Raw genomic sequence first — 19,175 nt, 5'->3', positions numbered from 1 at the left:
TGTCGGAGGGGTCGAGCACCACCAGAAGCGGCTGCATGACCTTGCCGACGTAGCGCCACGCCAAGTCCTCGAAATGGTACTCGGGGTTGCGGTCCACCTCGCGGCCTTCGCCGTAGCGCACCACCTGGTAGGTGTCCAGCTTCGCCGCGGTGCCCGTCAAGATCTCGGTGAACTCCACGCCGAAGCGCCGCGCGATATGGTAGATCGCCGAGATGGGCACGTCCTCGCCCGTTTCCTCCCAGCGCTCGTACGTATCAAGCGGCACCTCCAGCTCGGCCGCCATCTCCTCGCGCGTGACGTCGCACGCCTCACGCAGGCCCTTGATGCGCAGGCCGATCTCGGCCAGTTCAGCTACCATCGGTTTCCTTTCCAACTTCATAGGTCCATATCAGTCAGCGAGGGTTCCCGTGGCACCCGAGATCGCCCCGTTTCGCGGCCGAGCGTGCTTCGCACGTGCTGAACAAGCCAGGGGCTTGTTCAGTGCCACGCTATGCGCCCGAGCGGGCGCGCCCTGCGCAGCTTCGCTGCGGCAGGGCAAAGGGGCGAGATCGGGTGCCACGGGAAGCCGCAGCGTCGACCTGTTCCGCCGGACGACAGGCCGGCGGAACATTACGCCTCCATGCCCAGCCTCAGCGCCTGCTTGTTCATCTCCAACATGGCGGCCTTCCTCGCGGGCACGCACTTCTCCATGGCCTTCCACAGCGTCTCCTCCTCGCAGAAGGACGTCTCGGCGTACAGCTTGCCGGCCAGGATGATGTTGGCGAGCTTCTTGAAGCCGGCCTCCTCGGCCATGGCGGTGGCGGGAAGAGCACGCATGCGCACGCCCGGGATCTCCGGAACGCGCTGGACGAGCGTGGAGTCCACCACCGCCACGCCGCCTTCGACCACGCTGCCTTCGAACTTGTCGAGCGAGGGCTGGTTCATGGCCACAAGGGCGTTCGGAGAGGTCACAAGAGGACTGCCGATGGGATCGTCCGACAGGCACACGCTGCAGTTGGCCGTGCCGCCGCGCATCTCCGGCCCGTAGGAGGGCAGCCACGACACCTCGCGCCCCTCCAAAAGGCCCGCGTAAGCGATGAGCTTGCCGGCGAACAGCACGCCCTGCCCGCCGAAACCGGCGAGCACGATGTCGAGGTTGCGGCTCATCGCGCGCCTCCTTCCGTCGCAGGGGCAGGGTTGGCCATCGGGCAGGCGGCCGCCCGGGCCGCCGCAGCCTCGGCCGCGTTCGCGTAGCCTTCGGCCACCACGTCTTTGTACACGCCCAGCGGGTAGTACGGCAGCATGTTCTCGCGCATCCACACAAACGCCTCCTGCGGCGTCATGCCCCAGTTCGTGGGACAGGTGGACACCACTTCCACCAGCGAGTAGCCCACGCCGTCCACCTGGTTCTGAAACGCCTTCTTGATGGCCTTTTTGGCCTTGCGCACGTTCTTGGGGCAGTCCACCGTCACGCGCTCCAGGTACGCCACGCCGTCAAGCGAGCTGAGAAGCTCGCACACGCGGATGGGGTAGCCTGCGGCGGACACGTCGCGCCCGTAGGGCGAGGTCTGCGTCACCTGGTTCGGCAGGCTCGTGGGGGCCATCTGCCCGCCCGTCATGCCATAGATGGCGTTGTTGATGAAGATGACGGTGATGTGCTCGCCGCGCGTGGCCGCGTGGATGGTCTCGGCCATGCCGATGGAGGCCAGGTCGCCGTCGCCTTGGTAGGCGAACACGACGCCCTCCGGATGCACGCGCTTCACCGCCGTGGCCACCGCCGGCGCGCGGCCGTGCGCCGCCTCTATCATGTCGCATCCGAAGAAGTCGTACGCCATCACCGAGCAGCCCACGGGCGCCACGCCCACGGAGCGGCCCTCCACGTCCAGCTCGTCCAAGCACTCGGCCACCAGCCGGTTCACGATGCCGTGCGTGCAGCCGGGGCAGTAGTTCGTCACGACGGGCAGCAGCGCATGGGGGCGCTCGAACACGGTTTTCAGCTCCTTCTCTGCCATGGCCTACTCCCCTCCTTTCGCAAGGTCCTCGTTCATGGTCGCGAGTTTGCCCAGCACCTCGGCGGGCGTCGGGATGACGCCGCCGGTGCGGCCGTAGAAGTCGACGGGCCGCCGGCCCGCCACGGCCAGGCGCACGTCGTCGACCATCTGGCCCATGCTCATCTCCACGGACAGGTACGCCTTCGCGGAGGGCACGGTGGCCTCGATGGCGTCCACGGGGAACGGCCACAGCGTGACCGGTCTGACGAGGCCGGCCTTGATGCCCTGCTCGCGCGCGGCGACCACGGCCGAGCGGGCCACACGGGCGCTCGCGCCGAACGCCACCGCCACGATGTCGGCATCATCGGTCATGAACGTCTCCGCACGCTGCTCGTCGCGCTCGATCAGCTCGTAGCGCTCGTAGCGTTCGACGTTGAGCCGCTCGAGCGCGTCGGCGGTGAGGTAAAGCGAGTTCACCACGTTGTGTGCGCGCGCATGCCCGTGGCCGGAGGTGGCCCAGGGCTTTTCGGGGAGGTCGGCCGGATCGAGGGGATCCGGCAGCTCCACCGGCTCCATCATCTGGCCGAGCATGCCGTCGGCCAGGATCATGACGGGCGTGCGGTACTTGTCGGCCACGTCGAAGGCGCCGTAGGCGTAGTCGGCCATCTCCTGCACCGTGGAGGGCGCGTACACCACCACGTGGAAATCGCCGTGGCCGAGCGCGCGCGTCGCCTGCCAGTAGTCGGCCTGCGAAGGCTGGATGCCGCCGAGGCCCGGGCCGCCGCGCTGCACGTTGATGATGACGCCCGGAAGGTCGGCGCCGGCCATGTAGGAGATGCCCTCCCCCTTGAGCGAGATGCCCGGCGAGGACGACGACGTCATGACGCGCGCACCGGCGGCTGCGGCGCCGTACACCATGTTGATGGCAGCGACCTCGCTCTCAGCCTGCAGGTACGTGCCGCCCACCTTCGGCATGCGCTTTGACATGTAGGCCGCAAGCTCTGTCTGCGGCGTGATGGGATACCCGAAGAAAAAGCGGCAGCCCGCGCGCAGCGCGGCCTCCGCCAGGGCCTCGTTGCCCTTCATGAGAACTTTCTCCGCCATGCCCCCTACCTTTCCACCGTGATCGCGACGTCCGGGCACATCGTCGCGCAAGACGCGCAGCCGGTGCACGCGTCCTGGTCCACGCAGCGCGCCGGATGGTAGCCCTTCGCCGTGATCGTCTCTCGGTCAAGCTCGACGATGCCCACAGGGCACGCGTCGACGCACAGGCCGCACCCCTTGCAGAAGGAGTCGTCCACGCTGATTCTCGCCATTGCCTCGCCTCTCTCGTCTCAAACGGGCAGGGCGCCCCGCCTCCTCCGATGCGCGGCGCCCCTCTCGTCTATTCCCAAGGTGTCCTCACGTATACTCGCACAGGATAGGCCCCGCACCCGCCGTCGGTTTGCCGAAAGCGGTCGTTTTGCCGGCCGGCGAGCGCTTCGGCCAACGCGGTCGGCGCCGTGGTGAACACGAGCGGAAGGCCCGAAGCGCGCGCGACCTCCTCGGCGAAGGGGATCCCCCGCCTGATCGTCTCGAGGTCGGTGTCGCCTTTGAGGTGCGTGTTGTTGACGACGGCCGTCGCGCGCAAGCGGCTCGCGGCCTCCACTTCGCGCAGCACCTCCGCCGCGCCGGCCGGATCCTGCGTGAGGTTGCGGGAGCGGTTCACCACATAGAGCATCTCGTAGGGCCCTGCGGCCACCGCGTCCGCGAAGCGCCCGAGCGCCGTTGCGCCCGCGTCGTCGCCGCCCGCGTCCACAACCGCCACGCGCCCCGGCGCCGCCCGCGCCCACTCGATCGCGGCCGGAACCTCCGGCGACAGGCTCGGGCCGTCCAGGTTCGTGCCGGCGAACACCGGCGCCACCAGGCGCACGTCGCGCTCCTCCAGAAGCGCGCGGCTGTCGCTCGACCGGAAGTAGGGGTTCACCACGTCCAGGTCCACCAGCGCCACCGCGCTCCCGCGCTCCCGCGCGTCGAAGGCCAGGTTGAGCGACAGGTTGGTCTTCCCCACCCCGTAGTGCCCCACGACGACGACCACGGGGGCGGAAGGCTCCCAGCGCCCGCCGCCTGTCATACGAGGCCCTCGGGCGCCGCCTCGTCCGCCTCGCGGATGGCCGCGCGGCGGATCTTGCCGTTGACGGTTTTCGGCAGCGCGGCGGCGTACTCCACGATGCGGGGGTACTTGTACGGCGCGGTCTTACGCTTCACCCAGGTCTGCAGCTCGCGCGTGAGCGCGTCGGTGCCCGCGAAGCCCTCCGCCAGCACGACGGTGGCCTTCACGGCCTTGCCGCGCACCGGGTCGGGCACGCCCGTGACGGCGCACTCGCGCACCGCCTCGTGCTCCAGCAGCACGCTCTCTATCTCGAAGGGGCCTATGCGGTAGCCGCTCGACTTGATGACGTCGTCGTTGCGCCCCACGTACCAGAAGTAGCCGTCCTCGTCGCACCAGGCCGTGTCGCCGGTGTGGTACCAGCCGTCGTGCATGGCGGCGTGCGTCTTCTCAGGGTCGCGGTAGTACTCCAGCATGATGCCGGGCGCCTTCCGGCTGATGTCGATGCACACCTCCCCCGTCTCGCCCGTGTCGCAGCGCGAGCCGTCGGGGCGCTGGATCTCCACGTTGTAAAGCGGGATGGGCTTGCCCATGGATCCCGGGCGCGGCACCGATCCCGTGAGGTTGGCGATGGTGAGCGGCGTCTCGGTCTGCCCGAACCCTTCGTAAATGGTAAGCCCGGTGTGCTCCTTCCAAAAATCGAACAGATCGGGGTTGAGCGCCTCGCCCGCCGTGGTGGAGTACGCAAGCGACGAGAGGTCGTAGGCGTCCACGTCCTCGGCCATCATCATGCGGTACATGGTGGGCGGGCAGCACAGCGTGGTGATGCCGTACCTGCCGATGAGCGAGAGGATGTCGGCGGGGCGGAAGCGGTCGAAGTCGTAGGTGAACACGCACGCCTCCATGAGCCACTGGCCGTAGTACTTGCCCCACACTGCCTTGCCCCAGCCCGTGTCGGCGATGGTGAAGTGCAGGCCGTCAGGATCCACGTTGTGCCAGTGCTTGGCCGTGACCAGGTGCGCGATGGCGTACTCGGAGTCGTGCAGCACCATCTTGGGATTGCCCGACGTGCCGGAGGAGAAGTACATGAGCATGGGGTCGGCCGCCCGCGTCTCGCGGCGCGCGAAGTCCGCAGAGGCCGCGCGCACGCCCGTGTTGAAGTCGAGCCAGCCCTCGCGCTCGGCCGGTGCGGCGCACACGCCCTCCGGCCCGGACAGCGCCGGTCCCAAAGGCTCCCCGTCGTCGGGGAGCACGAGGTTGCCCTCGGCGTCCTCCGGCGTGAGGCCGCCGCCCGCGCCGTTCACGAGGATGCGCGTTTCCAGCGTGGGGCACGCGTCGGCCACGCGGTCCGTCACGTCGGCGATGGAGCCGAGCGAGGTGGCGATGATCGCCTTCACGGACGCGCCGTTCAGGCGGTACTCCAGATCGTGCTCCTTGAGCATGAACGTGGCGGGCACCATGACGGCGCCGAGCTTCGCGAGCGCCGTGGCTACGAACCAGAACTGGTAGTGGCGGCGCAGGATGACCATGACGTAGTCGCCACGCCCGATGCCGGCCTCGGCCAGGAAGTTCGCCGTCTTGTCCGACCACCTCTTCATGTCGGCGAACGTGAACACGTGCTCCTCGCCCTCGGGGTTGCACCACACCATGGCGCGGCGGTCGGGGTCGTTCTCGGCTATGTCGTCCACCACGTCGTAGCCGAAGTTGAAGGAGTCGGGACAGTTGACGGCGAAGTCGGTGAGCAGGCCGTTCTCGTCGTAGGCTTCGGTGACGAAACGCTCGTTGATATTTCTCATTGGATTGGTCTTCTTTCAAGGCACGCGGCGGCGTCGCGCCGCCAAACGGATAGGATCGTCTCGAAAACGGCGCTGCCGAAAGCGCGCATCCGCCGCAGCGAACGCGCCCGCAGACGGCAGCGCCTAGATAATCTCCCCGTTCGGCTTCATGACGACGGCCAAAAACACGCACGGCTCGCCGCCGGTGGCTATCATGCCGTGGCCGCGGCCCGAGTCGTACATGAGCAGATCGCCCGCCTCAAGCTCCTCCACGTGGTCCTCGTAGGCGAAGCGCATTCTGCCCGAGATGACGAAATCCAGCTCCTGGCCTTTGTGGTGGGACAGATGGATGGGCCGATCCTGCTCCTCCTCCAGGTAGGGTGCCGTGACCAAGAACGGCTCGGCCAGCTTGTTCTTGAAATGCGGGGCCTTGTGCAGGTACTCGAACCCGGCGCGCCGCTTGATGGAAAGCCCGTCGGCCGCCCGCGTGAGCGAGTAGCCGGAAAGGTGCGGGTCCTCGCCGGTGAGCAGCTCTATCACGTCAACGCCCAGACGCTGGGCGCACTTGTAGAGGAACGTGAACGACAGATCCTGCTCGCCGGACTCCTGCGCGGCGTACTCGGCCACCGACCGGCCCGTCGCGTCGGCCATCTCCTGCATGGTGATGTCGAGGTCCTCGCGCAGCGCGCGGATGCGCCCCGCCACTTCTTTGCTGTTCGGTTCCATGTACGCGGACCTCCTTTTCGATCTCTCTTTCGATCTTCTTTTTCGCAAACGCGTGCCATTGTAAACCCGAACGCGGCGAAACCGCCGCGTTCGGAGCGCCTTTTGTCGGATGGGCGGCGCGAGGGGCCGGCGGACGCGACCCGCCTAGGCCCCCTTGCCCTCCCTCACGAAGCGCACCGCGAAATGGGCGTCGGGGGACCCTTCGGAGAGCCGGGTGGACACGCAGGACCCGCCGGCGATGGGAGCCAGCCGGAAATCCGCCCCCTCCTCGCTCTCCAAAAACGCCTTCACCACGCCGTTGCACTCCACGTGGGTGACCGTGCACGTGGCGTAGGCCAACGTGCCGCCGGGACTCACGCGGCCGGCCAGCGCGCGCAGCAAAGAAAGCTGCAGCCGCGCCATCTCCACGATCTCCTCCAGCTTCAAGCGCCAGCGGATCTCCGGATGGCGGCGCAGCGTCCCCAGGCCCGAGCACGGCGCGTCCAAAAACACCAGGTCGAAGAGGCGTCCTTCCGTCAGCTCATCGGCATGCAGGGCGTCTCCCGTCAGCGCCTCGGACACGTGCGCGCCGCACTGCTCGGCGCGCTCCTCAAGGAGCTTCGTCTTGAACGCGCGGTTGTCAAGCGTCACGTACGTCTCTATCTGCGATCCCCACCGCCTTTGGGCCTCGCTCTGGAGAAGCACGGTCTTGGTTCCGCGCCCGGCTCCCGCCTCCAGCACCGACGAGGGCTTCTCGTCGGGCAGGACCGAGGCGGCCACCAGCTGCGACGCCGCATCGGACACCACGAGGCGCCCCTGCTTGAGCAGCCTGCCCACCTCCGGGATGAGCAGGGTGCGGGGATCCTCCACGCGCAGGCAGCCCTCCACCTCCAGGCCGTCTATCGCCACGTGCTCGACCGGCTCCTCCAAGCGGTCGAACACGCGGCGCACCAGCTCCTCGCGCGTCTTGAGCGCGTTGACGGAGACGTAGAGGGGCGCCGGCCGGTTGGACGCCTGCATGAGCCGAACCGCCTCCTGAGGGCCCAGGTCCTTCATGAGCAGCGCGGCCAGCCAGGTGGGAAACGCCTGCAGGCGCGCCAACGCCTCCAGATCCTGCGTGGGGTCGCCGAAGGGGAACGCGCTTCTTTGGCGGACGATGTTGCGCAGAATGTAGTTGGCCACGCCCGCCGCAGGCGGGGCCACGGCGCGCACCATCTCGACGCCCTGGTCGACGGCCGCATGGAACCGCTTGTCCAAGAACAGTATCTCGTAGGTGGACAGGCGAACCGCGTCGCGCACGAGCGGGCTGATGTCGTGCGGGTCGTCCAAAACGCGATCTATGACCTCGTCGAGCGTCCCTTCGGAGCTCACCGATCCCAGCACCAGGCGCGTGGCGAACGCGCGATCCTCGGGCGTGAGGCTCGAGCGGTCGATGGTGGAGTCTATCACGTCGCTGGCGAAGGCCTTGCGCTCCCGGACGATGCGCACCGCCTCGAGCGCCGCCAGGCGCGCCGGCGTCGCCTTCGAGCGGGCGAACTCGAAGCGCTCCGCCTTGCCGCCCGAGCGTCCCGAGTCGCCAAGGCGCCCTTTCGCCGGACGGCGATCGCCCGAGGAGCGCTCCTTGTCGAAGGGGCGCTCCTTGTCGGAGGGGCGCTTCTCGCCAAAGGGGCGCTTCTCGCGCTCGCCGAAGCGGCCGTCCCGGGCGTTGCCGGGGCGCTCCTTGCCGCCGCGGAAGCCCCTGCGGTCCTCAAAGCCTTGATTCCGCCGGTCGTCGCGGCGTCCGTCGAAGCCCTTGCGCTCCTCCGGGCCCCGCTCCCGCCGGTCGTCGCGACGGGGTCCGAAGCCCCGCTTGCCGTCGCGACGGTCGTCGAAGCGCTTCGCCCCATCGCGGCGCGAATCGAAGCCGCGCCCCTTGCCGCCGTCGCGGCGCTCCCCGTGACGCGGGCCGCGCTCTGCGCCGCCCTTGCCGTTTCGGCTGTCGCGCCTGTCGTCGCGGCGGCCGCCGAACTCGCGCCTGCTGCCCGCGGACGGCCCTCCCCCGCCGCGCGGGCGACCCTGCCGCGACCCTCCGCGATCGTACCCCTTGCCCTTGCCAGGCCCGCCGTGCTGCTCAGACATGCGCGCTCCTCCACGTCGATCCGTTCTGCTTCAATCCCTGCACTCCCGCGGCAAACGATTTGGCGTCCATGGCCTGCTTGCCGTCGGGCTTGACCGAGAGCGCCTCGAGCGCCCCCGCCGCCGTTCCCAAAAACAGCCGCTTCCCCGCGAAGCGCACCTCGCCGGACTCGATGCCCGAGGCCAGACCAAGCCCCGCGGCGTCTTCGACCGCGCGGGCCGCAAGCACCGTCACGGGACGCCCGGCCACAACGGCGCGCGAAGGATGGGCGTCGCCCGAGGCGCGCACCTTGCGCTCGCCGGCAAGCGCCCCCTCCGCCGGGTCGAGGTCCAGCTCGCCCCGCTCTATCTTGGCGGCGTAGGTGACCGCCCCCTCGTCCTGCTCCGTCCAGTCCGCCGCGCCGGCCTCCACGTGCGCGAGCGCCGTTAAAAGCGCCTGGGCGCCCAGCACGGCAAGCTCCTCGGTCAGCTCGGCCGCCCCCTTCGACTCCGTGCGGACGGTCCGGCGCACGCAGTACGCGCCCGTGTCCAAACCCTCCTCCATGCGCATGATGCACACGCCCGCCTCCTCGTCGCCCGCCAAGATGGCACGCTCGACAGGAGCCGCCCCGCGCCAGCGCGGGAGCAGGGAGGCATGGACGTTCAGGCAGCCCAAACGGGGGATGTCGAGCACGGCCTTGGGCAGGATGGCGCCGTACGCCGCCACGCACACGACGTCAGGGGCCAAGTCGGCCAACGCGCGCTGGACGGATTCGTCGCGCAGCGTGCGCGGCTCCATGACGGGAAGCCCGCGAGCGAGGGCCGCCTCTTTGACCGGCGACGGCTCGGGACGGCTGCCCCGCCCGCGCACCGCGTCGGGCCGCGTGAAAACGGCCGCCACCTCATGCTGCTCGGCCACGGCGTCAAGGATGGCGGCCGCAAACGCGGGCGTGCCCATGAACACGACGCGCATGGTCAGCGCACCCGCGGTTGAACCGACGTTTCCCCCGGCTTCGCGCCTGACGCCAGCGCGGCCTCGTAGTCGCGCAGGGCCTGGATGCGCGCCAAAGGATCGCAGCGCTCAAACATCTTGATGCCGTCGAGGTGGTCAAGCTCGTGCTGCAGGCAGCGGCCGAGCAAGCCGTCGCCCTCTATCTCCCACTCCTCCCCGTCGAGGTCGAAGTAGCGCACGCGCGCGATGGGCGGACGCGCGATGGGCACCGAGATGCCGGGGCACGACAGGCAGCCCTCCCCTTCGGTCACCGGATCGCCCTGCGTCTCCACGAGCACGGGGTTCACCAGCACGATGGGGTTTTGCTCGCCGTCTTCCTGGTCGCAGTCGATGACAACCAGGCGCTTGGCCACGCCCACCTGGGGCGCCGCCAAGCCGCAGCCGTCGTTTTTGTACATGGCCTTCGCCATCTGGCGGGCCAGCTTCTTGAGGTCCTTGTCGCCGAGGTCGCACGGTTCGCACACCGTGTTCAACATCGGATCGGGGGACCGGACTATGGTGATCATGCCCAACACGCCCTTCTGCTGAAATCAAACGACGCGCCGCAGGTCGCGACGCGGAAACATCCTGCCGGACATTGTCCGCAATCGCACCTGCCTTGTCCAGTCCCCACGGAAAGTTCCACAGAACGCGGCGCCGGCCGCGCGGCCGCGCGTCGCTTCGCGAGGCCGCATACCCGCGACCCCGCGCGCCCGGGACCCGCCGCTTGCGACCCTGCGCGCTTAAAGCCGCAGCTCCGCAAGCCCGACCACCGCGCATCGGCGCGCCAGAACGCGCGAGCGGCATGTCCGTCCGGCGCGAGGATGCGCGCCCTACGCGCCCTTCGGATCCTCCGGCGCGTCGTCGGCGACCACTTCCTTGAGCGAGGCCGCCAGGCCGGCCAGCCCTTGGATCTGCGAGGGGATGATGAGCTTGGTGGCCCGCCCGTTGGCGACGGATTTGAGCGCCTCGAACGCCTGCAGGGTGAGCACCGCCTCGTCGGCACCGGCCTCGCGCACCATGCGGATGCCGTCGGCCGTGGCCTGCTGCACGTTCAGGATGGCGGCCGCCTCGCCCTCCGCCTCGCGGATCTGCCTTTCCTTCTCCGCCTCGGCGGCAAGGATGACCTGCTGCTTCTCCGCCTCGGCGTTGAGGATTTGGGCCTGCTTGTTGCCCTCGGCAATGGTGATGGCCGCCTGCTTCTCGCCCTCGGCCAGAAGCACCGCCTCGCGCTTTTCCCGCTCGGCCTTCATCTGCTTTTCCATGGCCTGCTGGATGGCGGCCGGCGGCGTGATGTTTTTCACCTCCACGCGGTTGACCTTGATGCCCCAGGCGTCGGTGGCCTCGTCAAGTATGGCGCGCATCTGGGAGTTGATGGTGTCGCGCGAGGTGAGCGTGGTGTCCAGATCAAGCTCGCCGATGATGTTGCGCAGCGTGGTGGCCGAGAGGTTCTCGATGGCCACGATGGGGCTTTCCACCCCGTAGGTGTAGAGCTTGGGATCGAGGATCTTGAAGAACACCACCGTGTCGATGGACATGGTGACGTTGTCCTTGGTGATGACCGGCTGAGGCGGGAAGTCGAACACCTGCTCTTTGAGCGAGACGTAAGGACGCACCCGGTCGATGAAGGGCACTTTGACGTGCAGGCCGTTGTTCCAGGTGGTCAGATACGATCCGAGGCGCTCGACCACCGCGGCCTCCGCTTGCGGGACGATCTTGACGCTTGTGACGCTGAACAGCACCACAAGCACTACGAGCACGATGAGGAAGATCATTGTCTTCTCCTTTCGACGATGAGCGTGACGCTCTCCCGGCCGACCACCTCCACGTTCTCGCCGGCAGGGATGGGGGCGCCGTCTGCGGACCGAGCGGCCCAGGTCATGTGGTCGGGGGTTTCAACGCGGCCCGTCATGAGGGCGTTGTCCACCGGCTCGCGCACCACGGCGTGCGAGCCGACCACCGTGGGTTCGGCGCGCTTTCCGCGATCGCGGTACTTCACGAACACGGGACGCAGCAGGATCAGGCACAGAAGCGACACGGCGAGGAACACGGCCGTCTGGACGAACAAGTCCGCGCCAAGCTCGCCCGCAACGAAGGCGGCAAGCCCGCCAACGACGAACCACACGGTGATGAGGCCGAGCGACGCAACCTCGATCACGGCCATGACGGCTGCGACGACCAACCACGCAAGAGTGCTCACGGCTTCTCCTTTCTCCTGCGAAGAGTATAGCACAGGCATCGACGGCGAAAGCCCTCGAAATACGAGGGATCCGCTCAGCCGACCGTGCCGACCGCGTTGGCCTTGTCGTGGGCGGCGCGGCGGCGCACGAGGTCCTTCTGCATGGACGCCACCGTCTGGAAGAGCATGTCGTACTCGTCGGCGGGAAGGCGCGCGGGGTCGGCCAACTGCGCGCGCAGGGCGTCCACAGCGTCCTCGGCATCGCCGATGGAAAGCTCCTCCACCAGGAAGGCGGCCAGCCGGTCGTCGTCCGCGCCCTCCGCAGGCGGGCCGGCCGTCAGCAGGTTGGCCGCGGCGGGCAGCCGTCGGGCGGCCTCGGCGACGATGCGGGCGGGCTGGGCCGCGGGGTCGGCGGCAAGCGTGTCGAGCACGCTTTGGGCCACCTCGGCGCTCAAGCGGTCGTGCCACTGCGTCCGGGCGAGCGCGTCGGCGTGGGCAAGCGCCAGGTCGGGGCGGCGCGCGGCCAGGGCGAGCAGCTGGCGCTCGAAGCGGCGGCGGCTTCGCTCGGCGGGCGGAAGCGCCGAACGGGCGGGCGCCGAGACCGCAGGCGCGCCGGACGCGGGCTGCGCCGGGACCGGCGCCGGACGGTCCTCGGACGCCGGGCGCGGGGCCTTCAGGCCGGCCAGCGCGGCGAGCACGTCCTCCTCGCGCGCGCGGCAGCGGCTCGCAAGCTGCACGGCGTAGTCCTTCGCGAGCATCGAGCCTTTGATGGGCGCGAGCACGGACAGCGCGTCGGCCAGCGCGGCGGCGCGCCCCTCGGCGCGGGACAGGTCGTGCGCGGCCAGGCGCCGCTCGATGCCGTAGGCGAGCAGCGGCTGGGCGCGCTCGATAAGGCCCTGCAACTCATCGGCCCCGCGCTCGGCCACGAACTCGGCGGGATCCAGGTTGTCGGGCAGCGTGACGGCCGCCAGCTCGATGCGGCTCTTGCCGGCCTCGGGCGTCATGGACTCGTCGATGAACGCGAGCGCCCGGTCGGCGGCGCGCTGCCCGGCCGCATCCCCGTCGAAGAGGTACACGATGCGGTGGCGCGCATGGCGCGAGAGCAGCCGGATATGGCGCATGGTGAGCGCCGTCCCCAACGTGGCCACCGCGTTTCTCACCCCCGCCTCGTGCAGCGCGATGACGTCGGTGTAGCCCTCGCACACCACCGCCGTGCCCGTGGCGGCCATGGCCGCCTTCGCCTTGTCAAGCCCGTAGAGCACTTGCGATTTATGGAAGAGCGGCGTCTCCTGCGAGTTCAGGTACTTCGGCTCGCCTGCGCCCACCACGCGCCCGCCGAAGGCGATGCACTCCCCCTGCGGGTCGAGGATGGGAAACATCACGCGGTTGTAGAAACGGTCGCGCAACCTCCCCCCGTCGCCCGCGAGCGCCACGTTGGCCTGCACCATCTCCTCGGCAGCGAAGCCTTGGGAGGCCAGATGCCGCACGAGCTGCCCGCGCCCGGGCGCGAAACCAGGCGCCAGGCCCGGGGCACCTCGCCGCCGAACCCGCGGCCCGCCAGGTAGCTGCGCGCGGCCGCCGCGTCCGGACCCGGGTTGCGCATGAGCTGGACATGGTAGAACTCGGCCGTCTCGGCGCACACGGCCTTGAGGCGCGCCTTGCGGCCGGAGCCTGCGCCCCCGCGGCCTCCGTCGTCGGCTATCTCGATGTGGGCGCGCTCGGCAAGCCGCCGCACGGCCTCGGGAAACGACAGGTCCTCCGTCTTCATGACGAAGGCGAACACGTCCCCGCCCTCGCCGCATCCGAAGCAATGCCACAGCTGCAGCGCCGGGTCGATCTTGAACGAAGGCGTCTTCTCGTTGTGCAGCGGGCAGCAGCACCAAAAGTCGCGGCCGCGCTGCTTCACCGGCACGCGCTCGCCGATGACCGCCACGAGGTCGTTCGCCTCGCGCACCCTTTGGATGTCCTCTTCGCTGATGCCCGCCATGAAACCGCGCTACCTCCGCCCGTCGTGTCCGCAGACAGTATAGCGCATGGGAAGGCGCCGCACGGGGCGGCATCGGTTTGCCGACCGAACGTTTACGGAACGCCTCCGAAGAGCCGCGCCCGCCGCTGCGGCTGCTAACGTGGGGCGATGCTCGAACCCGCGCCGCAGCGGGTTTCCAGGTAACGAACACGGAGGTCTTTCCATGCCCGACATGCCAGCCGGCGTCACGTTTCTGACGGATCCCGCACCCGCGCTCCTCGCGAGGGAGAAACCCCCGTGCGCATCCATCTACCTGCCCACGGGCGGTCCGCGCGAGGAAAGGCGGGACCGCGCCTTGTTCGAAGCCCTCGCAAACGAAGCGCGCGAGAAGATTGAGCGGCAAAGCGAGCGCAGGGAGCGCGGCAGGCTCGACGAGCTGCTCGACCTCGCCTCCGCCCGCCTCGGCGCGCTGCGAAGCGGCCTTGCGGAAAGCGGGCTGGCCGTTCTTGCCGCAAGCGATCGCGCCTACGCATGCCGCTTGGACCGACCCGTCGGACCGCTCGCCTTCACAGGCGAGCGGTTTCTCACGCGCCCGCTGCTCGGCGCGCTGCGCCCCGGGGCGCGCTACCTTCTGCTGGCGCTCTCGGCAGACCGGTTCTCGCTCATCGAAGGCGATGCGCGCTCCCTCGAGCGCATGGAGGTCCCCGCCCCGGCGCGCGATGCGCGGCGCACGGCTTCGGGCGGGCCGTCCTTCGACGGGCACCAGTCCGCCTACCACGGATGGAAGTCGAGCAACGACGTGCGGAAGGAGGAGGCCGAGGCGTTCTTCCGCTCCGTCAACCAGGAGGCGACGGCGCTGCTCTCGCGCGACGGGGGTCCGCGCCTGCCCGTCATCTTGGTGAGCCTGCCCGAGCACCAAGGCATGTTCCGCCGGATATCCACCGTGCCCGGACTTCTGGAAGAGGGCATAGAGAAGAACCCCGACGGCGTGGGAGAGCCCGAGCTTCTCGCGGACGCCGCGGCGGTCATGGGCCGCGTCGCGCAGGCGCACGCCGAACGGCTGCTGGACGCCTACGGCCAGGCGGTGGGCACGGGCGGCGCCTCCTCAAGCCCCTACGCCGTGGGCATGGCCCTTGCCGAGCGCAAGGTGCGCGCGCTGCTGCTGGCCGAAGGGGCCTACGTCCCCGGCGCCTTCGACGAGCGGACAGGAGAGGTGCGGCTGTTCGAACGGAGGCCCCACGACCGGTTCCAGGGTCCCGAGCTGGCCGACGCCCTCTCCCGCGCCGCCCTCGCGCAGGGGGCCGAGGTCTTGGAGCTGCCCGCCGAGCAGGTTCCGGGAGAGTCGGGCATCGCCGCGCTGTTTCGGTACTGACAGCGCCCCTCCGCCCTCCGCCGGCGGACGTTTCATGTGAAACATCCGTACGCCGAGGATGCGCAGGCCCTCCATACGCTACAATGTCCGCGAACACACGGCGCGCGCCGCGTCTGCGGCGCGCCTCAGCGCGAAGGACCCAGCCATGGAGCACAAACGCATCCCCTACCTCGCACTCGACCCGGAAGTGGAGGCCGCCATCCGCGCCGACCGCGCCTCGGGGCGGCGCAACCCGCACGCGTTTCCCGACGAGGACGTGGTGCGCCGCGAGGACAAGGCCCACGACCGCGCCACGCTCACGCGCCCCGCGTTCGCGCGCGACATTGAGAAGATACTGAACGTGCCCGCCTACAACCGCTACGCCGGCAAAACCCAGGTGTTCAGCTTCGTGGAGAACGACGACATCTGCCGCCGCGGACTGCACGTGCAGCTGGTGAGCCGCGTGGCGCGCGGCATCGGGTCGCTTTTGGGGCTGAACTGCGAGCTCATAGAGGCCATCGCGCTCGGCCACGACGTGGGCCACACGCCGTTCGGACATGCGGGCGAGCGCTTCCTGAGCGCATGCTATCACGCGCGCACCGGACGCTACTTCAACCACAACGTGCACTCCGTGCGCGTGCTCGACCAGCTCTACCGCCGCAACATCAGCCTGCAGACCCTCGACGGCGTGCTCTGCCATAACGGCGAGTTCGCCTGCCAGGTGTTGCGCGTGGGCGACACGCATGATTTCGCCGCGCTCGACGCGCTCGTGGAAGCGTGCGCCGCCGACGAGGCCGCCATCAAGCACCTGCGCCCCTCCACGCTGGAGGGCTGCGTGGTGCGCGTGAGCGACATGATCGCCTACCTTGGCAAGGATAGGCAGGACGCCGTGGACATGGGGGTGCTGCCCTCCTTCGACGCGTTCGAGACCTCCGTCATGGGAAAGGGGAACGCCCAGATCATCCACAACCTCACGACAGACATCGTGAACAACAGCTACGGGCGCGACCGCATCGCCTTGAGCGAGGCCATGTTCGCCGACCTCAAGCGCGCCAAAGCGCAGAACTACGAGCTGATCTACGGGCGCGAGGGCCTCTCCCAAGACGCGGGCAACGTGGTGGAGGAGATGTTCGAGCGCCTCTACGACCGGCTGCTCTCCGATTTGAAGGCCGGCGACGAGGACTCGCCCGTGGTGCGCCACCACGTTGACTACCTGGCTGCGAAGTCAAGCTCCATCGACCGCGACGAGTACCTGCGCACCGAGCCGAACCAGATCGTGGTGGACTACATCTCCTCGATGACCGACCGCTACTTCACCGCGCTCTACGCGCGCCTGTTCCCCGACGACCCCCGCCGGCCCGTCGAGCGCGGCTACTGCACCGACCTGGCCTGACCGCAGGATGCGCGAGGCGAAAACGAGTCTTCGCCCCCGCCGGACCCAAAACCCCTCCCGACGCCGAGCGGCGCGACGGCGAAAGCCCGCAGGCGCCCCCGACGGGAAGGCGCGGCAAAGTCGCGCCTGCGCCTGAAAGCGCAAAACCGACGAGAACGAGGAAAGGACGTCCATGAAGCTTCTCATAGCCTCCGACCTGCACGGCGCGGCACCCGCCGTGCGCGCACTCGACGCGCGCGTGGAAGCCGAATCGCCCGACCGCATCGTCCTTCTGGGGGATCTGCTCTACCACGGGCCACGCAACGACCTGCCCGAGGGCTACGCGCCCAAAGAAGCGCTCGCCGTCCTCAACGGGTGGTCCACACGCGTGGTGGCCGTGCGCGGCAACTGCGACGCCGAGGTGGACCAGATGGTGCTCGACTTCCCCTGCTTGGCCGACTACGCCCTCGTCGAGGCCGACGGGCATATGCTCTACCTCACGCACGGCCACCTGCCGGGAAAGGCCCCCGACGACCCGCCGGCCCTGCCGCCGAAAAGCGCTCTCCTCTCCGGCCACACGCACGTGAAGACGCTTGAGGAGCGCGACGGCGTGCTGTTCGTCAATCCCGGCAGCGCCTCCATCCCCAAAGACGGATCGGCGAGCTACGCCGTCTACGAGCACGGCCGCTTCGCGCTCAAGACCCTCGACGGCCGCACGCTCGCCGAAGGCGGCTGGGATTAGGGGCCTGCGGGCGGCCCTCGCCGCGCGCCGTCGCCAACGGGAGACGCCCGCAACGCTACGACAAACGCCCGCGCTCCACGGTGTAGGAGACGTCGGCGATGGCGGCCGTGGAGGCGCGGTGGCTCACGAGCACGACGGTCTTGCCGCCGCGGCCTTCGGAGAGCGCCCGCAAAACGGCCGCCTCGTTCAGGCTGTCAAGGTTCGAGGTGGGCTCGTCGAGCAGCACGAACGGCGCGTCGTGCAAAAACACGCGCGCGAGGCCGATGCGCTGGCGCTCCCCGCCCGAAAGCGTCTCGCCCAGCTCGCCCACCGGCGTGTCCAGGCCCTTGGGAAGCCGCTCTATCAGGCCCGAGAGCGACGCCTTCGCGCAGGCGTCGGCCAGCTCGCCTTCCGACGCATCGGGCTTCGCGATGAGCAGGTTCTCCCGGACGGTGCCCGCGAACAGGTGCGTCTCCTGGGTCATGTAACCCTCCGCCCGGCGCAGGCTGGCCGTGTTCACCCGCCGCACGTCGGTGCCCGACACCTCCACCACGCCGCGCGTGGCGTCCCAGAAGCGCATGAGCAGCTTGCACAGAGTCGATTTGCCCGACCCGCTGCGTCCGGCAAGCTGCACGATGCTCCCCGGCTCGATGCGCAGGCTCACGTCGTCGAGCACCGGGCGCCCGCCGTAGGAGAAGTCCACGCCGCTTGTGCCCGCGCCCGTGAACGCCCCCACGTCCACGCCGTCCGACACGTCCTCGGTCTGGGGGCGCTCGTCAAGCAGATCGAGCACGCGCGCGCCCGACGCCAGCGTCTGCTGCAGCGTAGAACCCAGGTTCGCCACGGCGATGACCGGGCCGAACGAGGACATGAGCGCCGAGGTTGCCACAATGGCCGCGCCGGGCGACAGCTGCCCTTTCGCCACCAGCACGCCAGCCGCCAGCACCATCGTCGCGTCGAGCGCCAAAACGAGCGCGTTCACGCCCGCCATGGCCACCGAGGCGCGGCCCTTGAGGCGCGCCTCGTCGCGCTCCAACTCCCCGGCGCGCAGCGAAAGCTCGCGCGAGCGGTCGTCGGCGCGCCCGAACTGCAGCGTCTCGCGCAGGCCGCGCAGGCTGTCGAGCACAAACGAGTTCATCGCGCCCAAACCCTCGCGCACCTCGCGCCCGCCGCTTCCCGCCGCCAGCGACGAGAGAAACGGCGCCACCACGCCCACCAGCACGTACGATGTGAGCGCGAGCGCCCCGAGCACCGGCGAGAGCGTCGCGATGAACGCCGCCATGCCAAGCGACACCGCAAGCGCGATGACGGCCGGCGAGAGCGTGTGGGCGTAGAACACCTCCAAAAGCTCGATGTCGGAGGTGACGAGGGAGACCAGATCGCCCTTGTCGCGGCCTTCGAGCTTTGCCGGCGCCAGCCGCCGCAGCGACGCGAACACCTTGTCGCGCACAAGCGCGAGCTGCTTGAAGGCCAGGTAGTGGTTGCACAGCTGCTCGCCGTAGCGCAAGGGGCCGCGCACAACGCCGCACGCCGCCACGAGCGCGCATGCCACAGGCAGCCCGACGCCCTGCGGAAGCCCCGCCGCGTCGGCCAGCGCGTAGGCCGCGAACACCGTGAGGAAGATGGCGGCTAGGAAGCCGAGCACGCCGAGCGCGGCCGCGAGCACCATCCACGGAAGGAGCGGCCTCACAAGGCCCACAAGCCGCAGCATCACCGAGGCGTGCGAGCGCCGCGGGCGCTCTTCGGGCGCGCCCCGGCCTTGTGCCCCGTCCGCCCGGCCCTCCTGCACGGCGCGCTCGCCGCGCGCTTCCTCGGCCGCGCGCGACGGCTCGTCGGCGTCGACCGCAGCCGCGAAGCGCTCAAGCTCCGCCTGCCGGCCCCACAGCCGCGCGAACGCGCCCTTGCGCGCCAGCAGCTCCTCGCACGAGCCCGACTCGGCCACGCGCCCGTCGGCCATCACGT

The 19,175-nt window shown here is 69.5% G+C and carries 19 protein-coding genes; 3 read left to right on the top strand and 16 right to left on the bottom strand.

The genetic code is table 11. The features are described 5' to 3' along the window. From ACWKY3_RS13235 to ACWKY3_RS13165, 15 genes are all read right to left on the bottom strand, one after another. On the bottom strand, nt 1–358 hold a 358-nt coding region (locus ACWKY3_RS13235; protein ID WP_449316864.1), incomplete at its 3' end, for a helix-turn-helix domain-containing protein. 251 nt (nt 359–609) lie between these two features. Next, nucleotides 610–1,146, bottom strand: coding sequence for a 2-oxoacid:acceptor oxidoreductase family protein (locus ACWKY3_RS13230; RefSeq protein WP_449316863.1), 537 nt, complete (start codon nt 1,144–1,146; stop codon nt 610–612). Further along, nucleotides 1,143–1,991, bottom strand: a complete 849-nt coding sequence (locus ACWKY3_RS13225; protein WP_449316862.1) for a thiamine pyrophosphate-dependent enzyme — start codon at nt 1,989–1,991, stop codon at nt 1,143–1,145. Before ACWKY3_RS13225 ends, ACWKY3_RS13230 begins: the two co-directional genes overlap by 4 nt. Before the next feature lie 3 nt (nt 1,992–1,994). After that, nucleotides 1,995–3,074: a 3-methyl-2-oxobutanoate dehydrogenase subunit VorB gene (locus tag ACWKY3_RS13220; protein WP_449316861.1), complete on the bottom strand. Its 1,080-nt coding sequence runs from the start codon at nt 3,072–3,074 to the stop codon at nt 1,995–1,997. A 5-nt stretch (nt 3,075–3,079) separates the two neighbouring features. Further along, complete coding sequence (locus ACWKY3_RS13215) at nt 3,080–3,286, bottom strand: 4Fe-4S binding protein (RefSeq protein WP_449316860.1); 207 nt, start codon at nt 3,284–3,286, stop codon at nt 3,080–3,082. Nucleotides 3,287–3,354: 68 nt separating this feature from the next. Further along, nucleotides 3,355–4,083: a nucleotide-binding protein gene (locus ACWKY3_RS13210; protein WP_449316859.1), complete on the bottom strand. Its 729-nt coding sequence runs from the start codon at nt 4,081–4,083 to the stop codon at nt 3,355–3,357. After that, nucleotides 4,080–5,855 carry an AMP-binding protein gene (locus ACWKY3_RS13205; protein WP_449316858.1) on the bottom strand — a complete coding sequence of 592 codons (1,776 nt, stop codon included), beginning with the start codon at nt 5,853–5,855 and terminating at the stop codon, nt 4,080–4,082. Before ACWKY3_RS13205 ends, ACWKY3_RS13210 begins: the two co-directional genes overlap by 4 nt. Nucleotides 5,856–5,978: 123 nt before the next feature. Next, on the bottom strand, nt 5,979–6,560 hold the full coding sequence (locus ACWKY3_RS13200; RefSeq protein ID WP_449316857.1) for a helix-turn-helix domain-containing protein: 582 nt from the start codon (nt 6,558–6,560) through the stop codon (nt 5,979–5,981). A 144-nt stretch (nt 6,561–6,704) separates the two neighbouring features. Then, the gene (locus ACWKY3_RS13195; protein WP_449316856.1) at nt 6,705–8,657 is read right to left on the bottom strand and encodes a transcription antitermination factor NusB; all 1,953 of its coding nucleotides are present in this window, start codon (nt 8,655–8,657) and stop codon (nt 6,705–6,707) included. After that, the gene (gene fmt / locus ACWKY3_RS13190) at nt 8,650–9,606 is read right to left on the bottom strand and encodes a methionyl-tRNA formyltransferase (RefSeq protein ID WP_449316855.1); all 957 of its coding nucleotides are present in this window, start codon (nt 9,604–9,606) and stop codon (nt 8,650–8,652) included. Before fmt ends, ACWKY3_RS13195 begins: the two co-directional genes overlap by 8 nt. A gap of 2 nt (nt 9,607–9,608) precedes the next feature. Beyond that, complete coding sequence (gene def, locus ACWKY3_RS13185; RefSeq protein ID WP_449316854.1) at nt 9,609–10,151, bottom strand: peptide deformylase; 543 nt, start codon at nt 10,149–10,151, stop codon at nt 9,609–9,611. 306 nt (nt 10,152–10,457) lie between these two features. Then, complete coding sequence (locus tag ACWKY3_RS13180; protein ID WP_449316853.1) at nt 10,458–11,399, bottom strand: SPFH domain-containing protein; 942 nt, start codon at nt 11,397–11,399, stop codon at nt 10,458–10,460. Next, nucleotides 11,396–11,824 carry an NfeD family protein gene (locus tag ACWKY3_RS13175; RefSeq protein ID WP_449316852.1) on the bottom strand — a complete coding sequence of 143 codons (429 nt, stop codon included), beginning with the start codon at nt 11,822–11,824 and terminating at the stop codon, nt 11,396–11,398. The genes ACWKY3_RS13180 and ACWKY3_RS13175 overlap by 4 nt, the downstream gene beginning before the upstream one ends. Nucleotides 11,825–11,898: 74 nt before the next feature. Further along, on the bottom strand, nt 11,899–13,290 hold the full coding sequence (locus tag ACWKY3_RS13170) for a toprim domain-containing protein (protein ID WP_449316851.1): 1,392 nt from the start codon (nt 13,288–13,290) through the stop codon (nt 11,899–11,901). Further along, complete coding sequence (locus tag ACWKY3_RS13165; protein ID WP_449316850.1) at nt 13,182–13,790, bottom strand: CHC2 zinc finger domain-containing protein; 609 nt, start codon at nt 13,788–13,790, stop codon at nt 13,182–13,184. The genes ACWKY3_RS13170 and ACWKY3_RS13165 overlap by 109 nt, the downstream gene beginning before the upstream one ends. A 202-nt stretch (nt 13,791–13,992) precedes the next feature. Here ACWKY3_RS13165 and ACWKY3_RS13160 point away from each other — a divergent pair, with 202 nt between their 5' ends. The 3 genes from ACWKY3_RS13160 to yfcE all read left to right on the top strand — a co-directional run bounded on the left by ACWKY3_RS13160 (nt 13,993) and on the right by yfcE (nt 17,234). Next, nucleotides 13,993–15,141 carry a baeRF8 domain-containing protein gene (locus tag ACWKY3_RS13160; protein ID WP_449316849.1) on the top strand — a complete coding sequence of 383 codons (1,149 nt, stop codon included), beginning with the start codon at nt 13,993–13,995 and terminating at the stop codon, nt 15,139–15,141. Nucleotides 15,142–15,286: 145 nt separating this feature from the next. Further along, nucleotides 15,287–16,513: a deoxyguanosinetriphosphate triphosphohydrolase family protein gene (locus ACWKY3_RS13155; protein ID WP_449316848.1), complete on the top strand. Its 1,227-nt coding sequence runs from the start codon at nt 15,287–15,289 to the stop codon at nt 16,511–16,513. Between the two features lie 172 nt (nt 16,514–16,685). Continuing rightward, entirely contained in the window at nt 16,686–17,234 is a 549-nt protein-coding gene (yfcE, locus tag ACWKY3_RS13150) for a phosphodiesterase (protein ID WP_449316847.1), read from the top strand. A gap of 55 nt (nt 17,235–17,289) precedes the next feature. Here the strand turns inward: yfcE and cydC are convergent. Beyond that, nucleotides 17,290–19,175, bottom strand: a 1,886-nt coding sequence (cydC, locus tag ACWKY3_RS13145) for a thiol reductant ABC exporter subunit CydC (RefSeq protein WP_449316846.1), incomplete at its 5' end; no start/stop codon positions are given.

Source organism: Rubneribacter sp., from assembly GCF_965361815.1.
The sequence above is the reverse complement of the archived record's forward strand: the minus strand, read 5'-3'. Positions and strand labels throughout refer to the sequence as shown.